At 37.1% G+C, this 12,191-nt stretch carries 8 protein-coding genes; 7 read left to right on the top strand and 1 reads right to left on the bottom strand.

What is annotated here, in order from left to right:
* Positions 1–258 precede the first annotated feature (258 nt).
* The 5 genes from I5677_RS00005 (at position 259) to I5677_RS00025 (ending at position 8,671) form a co-directional block, all read left to right on the top strand.
* Positions 259–3,747, top strand: coding sequence for a DNA polymerase III subunit alpha (locus I5677_RS00005; RefSeq protein WP_197659505.1), 3,489 nt, complete (start codon positions 259–261; stop codon positions 3,745–3,747).
* A gap of 36 nt (positions 3,748–3,783) precedes the next feature.
* The gene (gene pfkA / locus I5677_RS00010) at positions 3,784–4,758 is read left to right on the top strand and encodes a 6-phosphofructokinase (RefSeq protein WP_197659506.1); all 975 of its coding nucleotides are present in this window, start codon (positions 3,784–3,786) and stop codon (positions 4,756–4,758) included.
* A gap of 321 nt (positions 4,759–5,079) precedes the next feature.
* Entirely contained in the window at positions 5,080–6,840 is a 1,761-nt protein-coding gene (locus I5677_RS00015; RefSeq protein ID WP_197659507.1) for an ABC transporter ATP-binding protein, read from the top strand.
* Positions 6,841–7,146: 306 nt separating this feature from the next.
* Positions 7,147–7,695, top strand: coding sequence for a sigma-70 family RNA polymerase sigma factor (locus I5677_RS00020; RefSeq protein ID WP_197659508.1), 549 nt, complete (start codon positions 7,147–7,149; stop codon positions 7,693–7,695).
* On the top strand, positions 7,685–8,671 hold the full coding sequence (locus tag I5677_RS00025; RefSeq protein ID WP_197659509.1) for a hypothetical protein: 987 nt from the start codon (positions 7,685–7,687) through the stop codon (positions 8,669–8,671). Before I5677_RS00020 ends, I5677_RS00025 begins: the two co-directional genes overlap by 11 nt.
* A gap of 172 nt (positions 8,672–8,843) precedes the next feature.
* Here the strand turns inward: I5677_RS00025 and I5677_RS00030 are convergent, their stop codons facing one another.
* The gene (locus tag I5677_RS00030; RefSeq protein ID WP_197659510.1) at positions 8,844–9,113 is read right to left on the bottom strand and encodes a DNA-directed RNA polymerase subunit delta; all 270 of its coding nucleotides are present in this window, start codon (positions 9,111–9,113) and stop codon (positions 8,844–8,846) included.
* A 222-nt stretch (positions 9,114–9,335) separates the two neighbouring features.
* On the opposite strand from I5677_RS00030, the gene I5677_RS00035 reads away from it, so the two are divergent.
* On the top strand, positions 9,336–10,583 hold the full coding sequence (locus I5677_RS00035) for an endo-1,4-beta-xylanase (RefSeq protein ID WP_197659511.1): 1,248 nt from the start codon (positions 9,336–9,338) through the stop codon (positions 10,581–10,583).
* 185 nt (positions 10,584–10,768) lie between these two features.
* Positions 10,769–11,974 carry a glycosyltransferase family 4 protein gene (locus I5677_RS00040; RefSeq protein WP_197659512.1) on the top strand — a complete coding sequence of 402 codons (1,206 nt, stop codon included), beginning with the start codon at positions 10,769–10,771 and terminating at the stop codon, positions 11,972–11,974.
* The last annotated feature ends 217 nt before the right edge of the window (positions 11,975–12,191 follow it).

Raw genomic sequence — 12,191 nt, forward strand, 5'->3', positions numbered from 1 at the left:
CTTATAAATCACCTTCTTTCATAGTGTTAGCGAGGCAGTACGAAAGTAGTGGTAGGCGATTTATAAGTGTATTTTATTACAAATAAATATCGGGGTGAAGTACCACCCCAATATTTATTATAGAACCAATATAAATTGTAAAAACCAAGAATGAAACAATTGAAGTTTTGAAAAGATTAAGTTATGATGAAGAAAAGACTATAATAATATAGGAAATAGCAGTTTCCTTAAGATGATAATAAGGAAGGAGGAGGGAGCATGAACTATACTCATTTACATGTACATACGGAATATAGTCTTTTGGATGGTTCCGGTAAGATTAAGGAAATGGTTCTTCGTACGAAGGAATTGGGTATGGACAGCCTGGCTATTACAGATCATGGTGTGATGTATGGTGTGATTGATTTTTATAAGGCGTGTCTGGCTGAGGAAATAAAACCGATTATCGGTTGTGAGGTTTATGTTGCACCAAATTCCAGGTTTGATAGGGAGCCGGGGGCATCGGAAGAACGATATCACCATCTGGTGCTACTAGCTGAGAATAATACAGGATACCATAATCTTATGAAAATTGTATCTAAGGGCTTTTTAGAAGGCTTTTATTATAAACCGCGAATTGATTATGAGGTTCTTAAGGAATATCATGAAGGCATCATCGCCTTAAGCGCCTGTTTGGGTGGTGTTGTAGCCAGCAATTTAAGAAGAAGCTTTTATGAGGAAGCGAAAAAAGCTGCTCTTGAATTAAAGGAAATCTTTGGTGATAATAATTTTTTTCTAGAGCTTCAGGATCATGGAATGCCCGAACAAAAATCAGTTAATCAGGCGCTTTTAAGACTCTCCTCAGAGACAGGAATAAAGCTGGTTGCTACAAATGATGTTCATTATACCTATGCTGAGGATGCTGATCCTCATGACATTCTGCTTTGCATTCAGACCCAAAAGAAGGTTTCAGATGATAATCGTATGCGTTATGAGGGAGGACAGTATTATCTGAAGTCACCTCAGGAGATGGCAGCTATCTTTCCATATGCGAAGGAAGCTTTGGAAAATACATATAAAATATCCAAACGATGTAATGTGTCAATAACCTTCGGTGAGTATAAGCTGCCGGTTTATCCGGTACCTACCTCCTATACAGCCTTCGAATATTTGGAGAAACTATGTAGGGACGGTCTGAAAAATCGATATGAGGAAGTCTCTGATGAGCTTTGGGAACGTCTGAATTACGAACTAAAGACGATACAAGATATGGGCTTTGTGGATTACTTTTTAATTGTATGGGATTTTATAAAATATGCCAAGGACCACGGGATCATGGTTGGTCCTGGGCGAGGAAGTGCGGCCGGTTCACTGGTCTCTTATTCCCTTGAAATCACGGATATCGATCCGATTAAGTATAGTTTGCTGTTTGAAAGGTTTTTGAATCCCGAAAGACTTACTATGCCGGATATTGATATCGACTTTTGTTTTGAACGAAGACAGGAAGTAATTGATTATGTAACAGCAAAATACGGCAAGGACAAGGTGGTACAAATTGTTACCTTCGGTACTATGGCAGCGAGGGCAGTAATTCGGGATGTTGGACGAGCTCTAGACTTGTCCTATGCACAGGTAGATATTGTTGCTAAAATGATTCCGACAGAAATCGGTATTACGATTGAAAAGGCGCTAAAAATCAATCCGGAGTTAAAGCAACTTTATGAAAGTGATGAAGAGGTCAAATACCTCATTGATATGTCGAAGCGTTTGGAGGGGTTGCCAAGACATACCTCCATGCATGCAGCCGGGGTTGTAATTGGTAAGAACAGGATTGATGAATATGTTCCATTGACTCGTTCCTCTGATGATTCGGTTACAACGCAATTTCCGATGACAACCTTGGAAGAACTGGGACTCTTAAAAATGGACTTTTTAGGTCTTAGAACATTAACTGTAATTCAAAATGCAGTATTGTTGGTAAATAAGGATCGCAATTTAGAGAATAAAATAGATATAAAACAGATCGATTATTATGACAGTAAAGTGTTTGATTTGATTTCCTCAGGAAAAACTGAGGGCATTTTTCAGTTGGAAAGTGCCGGTATGAAAAGCTTTATGAAGGAATTAAAACCTCGGTCCTTAGAGGACGTTATTGCGGGCATAGCTCTTTATCGTCCGGGACCAATGGACTTTATTCCAAAGTATGTAAAGGGTAAGAATGAAGCAGGAAAGATTATATACGAATGTCCTCAGTTAGAACCGATTTTATCCCCTACCTATGGGTGTATTGTATATCAGGAACAGGTAATGCAGATTGTTCGTGAATTGGCCGGTTACAGCTACGGAAGAAGTGATTTGGTGCGCCGTGCCATGTCAAAAAAGAAAGAAGCAGTTATGATTAAGGAGCGGCAGACCTTCGTATACGGTAATAAGGAGGAAGGGATACCCGGCTGTGTGGGTAATGGAATTTCAGAAAAGGTTGCGAATCATATTTTTGATGAAATGATGGACTTCGCCAAATACGCCTTTAATAAGTCCCATGCGGCAGCCTATGCTGTAATTTCATATGAGACTGCATATTTAAAGTGTTATTATCCGGTTGCGTTTATGGCGGCACTTATGACTTCGGTAATTGATAATCCCGGTAAAGTAGCAGAATATATCTATACCTGCAGACAAATGGGGATCGAGATATTACCACCGGACATCAATGAAGGACAGGCCGTATTTTCTGTATCCGAAGGAGCCATACGTTATGCCCTTTCCGCAATTAAAGGAATTGGCAGACCGGTGATTGAAGCGATTGTAACAGAGCGGGAAGAGAGGGGATCTTTTAGCAGTCTTAAGGATTTTGCCGAACGTCTTTCCGGAAAGGAGGTTAATAAAAGAACGATAGAAAGCTTTATTAAAGCCGGTGTATTTTCCAATATTCATACCAATCGAAGACAGTTGATGATGAGCTATATACAGATTATAGATCAGATAGCAGCCGAAAAGAAAAAATCTTTGACAGGACAGATGACCTTATTTGATTTTGCAGAGGAAGAGGAAAAATTAAGTTATGAAATTGCCTTACCGGATGTGGAGGAATATAGTAAGGACCAATTATTGGCATTTGAAAAAGAAGTTCTGGGTATCTATGTCAGTGGTCATCCCTTGGAGGCCTATGAGGACAGAATTAATAAAAATGTAAATGCATATTCCGGCGATTTTATGATTGATGAGGAGACCGACAAACCTAAGGTGATTGACGGTGAGATTAAGTTAATCGGTGGTATGGTGATTGATATTACAGTAAAGACTACCAGAAATAATGCTTCGATGGCCTTTGTCTTATTAGAAGACATGTTTGGGGTTGTAGAAGTCATCATATTTCCGAGAGATTATGAGAAATATAAGAGTATGCTTTCGAATGATGTTAAAATCTTTATTCGCGGTAAAGTAACAGCTGAGGAAGAGAAAGCCGCTAAACTAATCTGTCAGGAGATAATACCCTTTGATAGTATTCCTCAGGAACTTTGGATTAAATACAAAAATGTTGAAGCGTTTCAAAAGGATGAACAGACATTATATGCAATTTTAAGCGAATATGACGGCTCCGATTCAGTGATTATATATTGTGAAGAGGAAAAACAGATGAAACTGCTGCCCAAAAGCAGAAGTATTAAGGTGAATCAAGAGTTGATTAGCAAACTAAAGACAGTTTATTCGGATAAAAATATTCGTGTGACCGAAAAGAGTATTGAAAACAGACGAAAAATCAATTAGAATACAATACTGTAAAATAAAACGGAGGTATAAATAATGGGTAATCAGATTAAAACAATTGGAGTATTAACAAGCGGTGGGGATGCGCCGGGAATGAATGCTGCAATCAGAGCGGTGGTAAGAACTGCACTGGCAGCAGGGATTAAAGTAAAAGGTATTAGAAAGGGTTATAATGGTTTATTGGAAGAAGACATAATCGATATGGATAATAAAAGTGTTTCGGATATTATCCAAAGAGGCGGTACAATTCTTTATACTGCCCGTTGTTTGGAATTTATCAAACCGGAGGGTCAGGATAAAGGTGCTGCAATCTGCAAGAAGCATGGTATTGACGGTCTGGTGGTAATCGGCGGTGATGGGTCCTTTAAAGGAGCGGCGGCTTTAGCAAAGCGTGGGGTGAATACGGTTGGTATTCCTGGAACCATTGACCTTGACATTACCTGTACAGATTATACCATCGGTTTTGATACGGCTGTAAATACGGCAATGGAAACCGTTGATAAGGTTAGAGATACCTCCACTTCCCATGAAAGATGCAGTATTATAGAAGTTATGGGTAGAAATGCGGGATATATTGCATTATGGTGTGGTGTTTCCAATGGTGCAGAGGATATCTTAATCAGGGAACGTTATGATTATGATGAACAGCATATTATTGATAAGATTAATAAGAGACGTGAAACGGGAAGAAAACATTATATTATTATCAATGCTGAGGGCATCGGAGATTCCCACGGCATGGCAAAAAGGATAGAGGCAGCGACCGGAATGGAAACAAGAGCAACGATTATCGGACATGCACAAAGAGGCGGTAGTCCAACTGCCAGGGACCGTTATTATGCTACAGCCATGGGAGCCAAGGCGGTAGATTTATTAATTGCCGGTGCCTCAAACAGGGTAGTAGCTCATAAGAATGGTGAATTTGTGGATTATGATATTGAAGAGGCGTTAGCAATGACGAAGGATATCGATCAATATATGTATGATCTGGCAAAGCGATTATCCAAGTAGTTGATTAATTCATTCTTTATTATTTAATAGACATTGTATAAGTAAGAAATAACCGCTATGGGAATATAGACAAGAAAAATAATAAGGTTTAAGCCTAACTTATAAAGCTATCAGCGGTTTTTGGGTGTAATTTCATAATAGAAAGCGGATATTTGCTTTATACGAATAAGGGCCATGTATTTCAAGGTTTTTTGTAAGAATAATCAAGATAAAAAATGATTACAAAAATTCCTTGAATTACAGGGCCTTTTTGTATTATAGTAGTTAGATAAAATCTTTGGAGTTATTAAGTTGCCAAGTAACGGCATGATGGAGGTTGGTATGAGTAAAAAATCAAAAAAATTCTTATCCTATTATAAGCCTTATAAGGGACTGTTTTTCGCAGATATGTTCTTTGCGCTGACTGCAGCTGCCATATCCTTGGTATATCCCATGATCGTACGATATATAACAAATCATGTCTTAGTGCAGATGAACATAACACAGGCCAGTCCGATTATCATCAAATTATTGTTTGTCATGCTGGGACTTCTACTTCTGGAATTTATAAGTACCTACTTTACAGCTTATAAAGGACATATTATGGGTGCTAAGATGGAATATGATATGCGTAATGACATCTTTGAGCATTATCAAAAGCTATCCTTTAACTTTTACGATAATCAGAAGGTTGGTCAGTTAATGTCCCGTATTACCAATGATTTATTTGAGGTTACGGAGCTATGTCACCATGGCCCTGAGGATATTGTTATATCAACCATTAAGTTTGTCGGAGCATTTGTTATATTAATTCAAATTAATCTGCCTCTTACCTTAATCGTTTTTGCCTTCCTTCCCATTATGTTTGCGTTTGCATTATATATGAGGAAAAGGATGAGCAGAGCCTTTCGTAAAAATAGGGAAAGAATAGCGGACATTAATGCACAGATTGAGGATAATTTGTCCGGAATTCGGGTGGTGAAATCCTTTGCCAATGAAACTTTAGAAATAGAAAAATTTCTGGAGGGGAATTCTAGATTTGTAGATAGTAAACGAGAAAGCTACTGGAATATGGCTTCTTTTCACTCTGGCTTAAATTTGTTTACCGGTATGATTAATGTAGCGGTAATCGCAGGGGGAGGATTATTTATCGCCAATAAGTTGATCAATGTTGGTGACCTGCTTACCTTTCTGTTATACATAAACACATTGATTGATCCGGTAAAAAAACTGATTAATTTTACAGAACAGTTCCAACATGGTATGACCGGTTTCGATCGTTTCTATGAAATTCTGGAAATAAAACCGGACATTGAAGATAAACCGGAAGCAATTAATCTTAATGAGGTTAAAGGTGAGATAGAATTTCATCAAGTTGCATTTAAATATAATGATACCGTATCTGAAGTATTTAAGAATATTAATCTTAAGGTAGACGCCGGTGATTATATGGCTTTGGTGGGATCTTCCGGTGTCGGGAAAACTACCATGTGCAGTCTAATACCAAGATTTTATGAGGTATCGGAAGGGTATATCACCATAGATGATATTGATATTCGCAATATAACTCTTAGCTCTCTAAGAAAAAATATAGGTATTGTACAACAGGATGTATACCTGTTTGCCGGAACTGTTATGGATAATATTCGTTATGGAAGGGCAGATGCTTCTGAGGAAGAAGTGGTGGAGGCTGCGAAAAATGCCAATGCCCATGAGTTTATTATGGGACTTCCAAATGGTTATCACACCAATATAGGACAACGGGGAATTAAGCTTTCAGGAGGACAAAAACAGCGATTAAGTATAGCAAGGGTATTCCTAAAAAATCCACCTATCTTAATCTTTGATGAAGCTACCTCCTCCTTGGATAATGAAAGTGAGAAAGTAGTACAGGATTCCTTGGAGAAATTAGCAAAGAACCGTACCACCTTTGTTATTGCCCACAGATTATCTACGATAAAGAATGCCAAGAAAATACTTGTACTTACAGAGGAAGGAATAAAGGAAACCGGAACCCATGAAGAATTATTAAAAAATGACGGTATCTACGCCAACCTGTACCGTATGACTTATGAGAAGAAAAATACAGAAAAGCATGATTAATTTTTGTCACAGACTGTATCAAGTGAAAAATCGAAATCGAGAATTACTAGATAATGAAAATTGTATTTTTATAGACACCCGGTATACGGTCTCCGTTAAATAGAGATGGTAAATATTTCTCTGCAAAATCCGTCAAATTTATGGAACGATAACGATAGGATGTGCGTCTAATCAGTAAGAAGGGAAAACAGTTCCCTCTGCATCCATTTTATCATTTACATCATCTGCATGTCCATGTATACTAGGTTTAGCAAGCAAGATTTTGACAGATGATTATAAAGGGTTTTAATATAGGGGGATAATAGGATGCAAAAGGAAATTCAAAATGACCTCTTTGAAAAATCACCTGCATATGATATAGAGACCTTAATCAGACAATATGGTAACGACGTTCTTCGAACGGCATATATGTATGTTAAGGACATCCATACGGCAGAAGATATTTTTCAAGATGTGTTTATCAAGGTAAATCAAAAGCTTTCTACCTTTGAGGGTAATTCAAGTATCAAGACCTGGATTATTCGGATTACGATTAATACCTGTAAAGATTTTTTGAAAAGTGCTTGGAACAGGAGAGTCGTTCCTATGATGGAGTATCAAGAGGATGCGATTATCAGTGATTCTGATTATGAAGATGTAGAAAAGCAGGACACGAACGATCTGATTAAGAATGCGGTTCTTTCTCTGCCGGCAAAATATAGGGATGTGGTACTTTGTGTCTACTTTCAGGAAATGTCGGTTTCTGAAGCAGCACAGGCTTTAAGCATAGCAGAGGGAACAGCGAAGAGCAGATTGTCCAGGGCAAGGCAGAAGCTAAAACAATTGTTAGAAGGGAGGATTTCAGATGAGTTTTGATCAAAATAAGGATATTAATATTGAAATGGATGATATGAATATAAAATCACATCTGAACACTTCCTTAGAAAAAGGGCAAATCAGTGTCTCAGAGGATCTTATTAATAGAACACTACAAGCAATCAAAAACCAGACGGATGAAGATACAGTGAAAGCTGATCATGAGGATACAACGAATAAAGACAAGGTAATTCCTATGACTAGATATGTTCGAAGATTTGCAGGAGTCGCAGCGGCAGCCCTGGTATTATTTGCTGGTTTTAATGCAATTAAAATGATATCCGGCATAGGAATGAAAGGGGACCGTTCGAATAATGCTGAATCTGCTGCAGATGACAGTAGTACGGGTATTGAACTATATGGCGATGAAAATATGGGCAAGGAAGAATCAAAAGTATATACAAAGATGACGAGTGAGGAATCTCAGGAAGCAGCAGAGGCACCGGAGTTAACACTCGGTATAGCAGCAGACGAAGGTGATATGGAGAAAGCCGATTCTGTACAGATGGAAGAAGCTGGCCAAACTACAGAGGAAGATAATAAGTTTTCGCAAGATGAGTTTATCGCTTCTATCCAAGATAATGAATATGACGATTTGAAAGTTACAGCAGGTATCAGGAATAAGGATGAGATTACCTTTGACATGGCTTTCCCAATTGGTTTAGATAAGGTTAAGTCAATTAAGATTATTGATGTTTCCAGCAGTATAGAAGCAACCCTTTCCGAGCAGATAAGCATAACTGATTTTTATTCTGTAATGAGCCATCATGTATTTACGGTCACAACGGATCAATTGGATGGGAATTATTATAGAATCGAAGTATCCGGTGAAGAAGATCAACTAATCGTCGAGATAGGGAATAATGTTGCAATCAATTATATGATTGGAGATATGACATCCTATACCGTATATAACTTGGCTGATCAGGAAGGATTTGTTCAGGATATAGGAAAATTACTTAAGAAATATAAATAAATATAATGAATGATAGTAATAATAGTAACAGGCTTAGATGTTACCTATGATAAATAGTGGCTCTTGTATCACGACATGCCGAGAGTAATGCAATAAATCGGAAGAAACCTACGAAGCGTTTCTTCCGATTTTATAATAGAATATATTAAGTAGTCTATTTATGCTATTCGCATTATTTTTCTTCCTCGGATGCATCTACGTCATCCTGGGTCTCAGGTTCTGCAGAAACTTCTTCCTCGTCGGATGTGATATTAATAGATACATATTCTCTTGAATCCATATCATCTTCATCATCAATATCAAAGTCTTCAAAATCATCTTCAAAATCATCAAAATCATCGGTTGTATCTTTCTTAATAAAATTCTTATAAAGATAATAGGCACCTGCAGCAACCGTTGCGATCGATAGGGTTCCAAATATAAATTTTCCGAATTTTTTCATATGGTTAATCATCCTTTCATTTTTATTTATAATTATATACTATTCTTTCATTATAATTCTGTTTATGTAAAAAATAAAGTAAAACTTCTATAAAATTGTAAAATTAGTTAATAATGGGACAAAAAGTGAGCAATGTATTTATGAATTGACACGCAACTTATAATTTGCTATATTGAAAAATAGATTGCATGAGTACAAGGTCCTAAAGGAGGAACAATTGAAATGCATAAAATTAAGAAAATGATTGTACTAATCATGATCCTGCTAATAGCAATTACAGTACTGGCCGGCTGTAAAGCAGACGATAAGAACAATACAGCAACACCGACACCTACGGCTGTACCGGCGGAGGAACCTGCACCAACTGAGGCTCCTGAGGCAACACCAACAGCAACACCGACACCGGTACCGATTGATTATAAAAATGCTGTAGTGAAAGATATCTATGCGGATTATTTTACGGTAGGTGCAGTATTAAATGGCAGCGGAGTTGGAAACGCTGAATTAAAAGAACTGGTTCTTACCCATTTTAACAGTCTGACTATGGAAAACGAAATGAAGCCCGACGCAATTCTGGATTATCATACTTCTATCTCGGATCCAAAATATAATGAAAGTCCGGCAGTCAAATTTAATGCGGCAGAGGGCGGTATTAAGTTTGCAAAAGAAAATGGACTTAAGATGAGAGGTCACACTTTGATTTGGCACAGCCAGACGCCCCGGTGGTTTTTTGCTGAGGGTTACTCTATGAAACATGATGCTCCATTAGTTTCCAAAGAAGTAATGTTGAAACGAATGGAAAACTACATTAAGCAGGTGCTGGAGTATTATCAGACAAATTATCCGGGAGTTATCTATGCTTGGGACGTAGTAAACGAGGCAATAAATCCTGGTGAAGGACATCCGGATGGCCTTCGTGTAGAAAGTTATTGGTATCGTACAATTGGTGATGAATACATTGAGAAAGCATTTGAATATGCTAGAAAATATGCGGATCCTGATGTGAAGTTATTCTATAATGATTATAATACGGAAGAAACCCCCAAAGTAGTTGCAATTACAAAGCTTGTTAAGAAGATAAAAGAACAGGGTAATATTGATGGTATCGGAATGCAGACTCACGTTAAAGTGGATGCGCCATCCTTAACCGACATTGATGCATCTGTTCGTGCTTATGCAGAACTTGATGTTGAGCTTCAGGTTACTGAGCTTGATGTTGATTTAAAAGGCAATACTGAGGAAGATATTATGAAACAGGCGACTCGTTATAAAAGAATGTTCCTTTATTTCAAAAAGTGGAGGGACGAGGGAGTAAACCTAACTAATGTTACCTTCTGGGGAACAATCGATGGAAGGTCTTGGCTTAATAAAGCAAATGAACCAAGTTATCCTTTATTATTTGATGATAACTTAGAGAAAAAACCTGCTTATTTTGGTGTGATACAAGATCCTGACATCCCCTTATACTAGAATGATATTGTGTTTATAAATAAATTAGTAGTATTAAGTTAATCATATTAATATGAAATGCCCTGACTAAGTTTCTATAAATTTGGTCAGGGTATATTTATATTATCTTTACATTTCGGTATAAATAAATTATTATAAAATAAATTATTTGGAATTATTTGTTCGGGGAAAGGAAGGGATAAAATTTGAATATAGGTTTATTTACCGAAACTTATTATCCGGAGATTAACGGTGTTGCTACCTCTGTTTATATGTTGAAACAAGAACTGGAGAAAAGAGGACATAATGTTTATGTCTTTACAACTAAGACACCGGGAGCTCCGAATCATGAGTTAAATGTATTCCGTGTTCCCAGCAAGCCTTTTGTTTTTATATCAGAGCGAAGGGTTGGATTGTTCTACCAACCTAAGCTGGCTGCAATCATACGGAAACTGAATCTGGATATTATTCATACCCATACAGAATTCTCCCTTGGTATTTTTGGACGTATTATGGCTAGAGAATTGAAGCTACCTATCGTTCATACCTATCATACTATTTATGAAGATTATACCCACTACCTAACCCGATTTAAAGCATTGGATAAAAAAGCCAAGGCATTTGCCAGAGTTTATTCTAAGGTTTGCTGTAATACGGTAGAACAAGTAATTGTTCCGACAGAAAAAACCAAACAGCTTTTATTAAAATACAGTGTTCATAAGGAGATCTCAGTTGTTCCAACCGGTATAGATTTGTATAAATTTGATGCTAGGAATTATACAAAGGAGAAAGTTTTAGCATTGAAAAAACAATATAAAATCACGAAAGATAATAAGGTATTGCTTTATCTGGGTCGTGTCTCTCTTGAAAAGAATTTGGAAGAGATTATAACCGCAATGCCGGAATATATGAAAACGAGGGAAGAGGTTAAATTTGTAATAGTCGGTAGCGGACCTGCTTTGGATAAATTACAGCTTTTGGTAAAACAACTAGGTATCAGAGAACGGGTTATATTTACCGGATCACAACCCTGGGACATCATTGGTCTGTATTACAGGCTGGGAGATGTATTCGTCAGCGCTTCACAAAGCGAAACCCAAGGACTGACCTATATTGAAGCATTAGCCTGTGGTTTACCGGTGGTGGCAAGGGAAGATAAATGTCTGGATAATATATTGATTAATGGACAAAATGGATATACCTTTACAGATAAAAAAGGATTTTATTATGGATTGGACCAGGTGTTATTTAAAGATACCAAAACCGACTATTCAAGGAATGCAATACAAATGGCTAAAACTTTTTCATCCGAAGTATTTGCCGGTAGAGTAGAGGATGTTTATAAACAGGTAATATCAAGAGATAGGGTATATTGTAAACGTCCTACCGTTATTACAAAACGAATTGACTAATTTGTTGAAATGTAAATAATTGGTCCTTAAGAAATAATTAAACAATACGACAAGATTTTGACAAATATTTTAGGTTATGATACTATATATAGTAGTATTACAATGAAAAAGTCTGCTTAAATCGCTAGCCTCTTAGTTCGTTTTATAAGAGGAGAAATGCATGAATATAGCAGAAAGTATTACTATACGGCAAATGCTGCGAAAAAACGGCAGTAAT

The organism is Mobilitalea sibirica (assembly GCF_015999265.1).
Taxonomy (GTDB): Bacteria; Bacillota; Clostridia; order Lachnospirales; family Lachnospiraceae; genus Mobilitalea; species Mobilitalea sibirica.